Genomic DNA, 634 nt, shown 5'->3' with positions numbered 1-634 from the left:
ACCTGGTCCAGGCCGGTACCGACCACCGCGATGGTGCTCGACAGCCCCTGCAGCGCCCCTTCGTGGGCCGCGCCATCGATGCCCTGGGCCAGCCCCGACACCACCGTCATGCCGGCCTCGCTCAACGCCTGGGCGAAGGCCTTCGCATTCGCGAGACCCTGGATCGTCGCCTGCCGGCTCCCGACGATGGCCACGCATGGGGCGGCCAGCAGCTCGATGCGCCCTTCGGCATAGAGCATCAGCGGCGGATCGGCAGTCTGCAGCAGGGCGGCCGGATAGTGCGGGTCGCCCAGCGTGACGATGCGGCGCGGCGCCTCGGCGGATGACGACGCGAGCCAGCGGCGCGTGGTCTCCAGCAGATCGGAAAGCCCGGCCGGCAGGTCGTCCAGCGCATCCGCGGCGGCAGGCTCGACGACGTGCCGGCGCGCGGCCGAGCCGGCCTGCAGCACCGCCGCAGGTGACCCGAAGGCGGCCAGCAGCTTGCGGGCGGCCTCGCGCCCCATGCCGGGCGTTTCGACCAGCCGGACCCAGTCCGCCCAATCATCGATCGGGGCGGACTCGTGGAACGCGGGGGAAGCACCCATGCCGGTCGACCGACCGGCGACCGCTTGACAACGCTGCGGTCGCGATCAGC

1 protein-coding gene is annotated in these 634 nt (G+C 73.0%); it reads right to left on the bottom strand.

Features of this window, described 5'->3' with window-relative positions; translation table 11 throughout:
* Window positions 1-584, bottom strand: a 584-nt coding sequence (locus AC1D01_RS37700) for a DNA-processing protein DprA (RefSeq protein ID WP_477875065.1), incomplete at its 3' end; no start/stop codon positions are given.
* Window positions 585-634: the final 50 nt, after the last annotated feature.

The organism is Rhizobacter sp. P3_B12 (assembly GCF_056402895.1).
The sequence above is the reverse complement of the archived record's forward strand: the minus strand, read 5'-3'. Positions and strand labels throughout refer to the sequence as shown.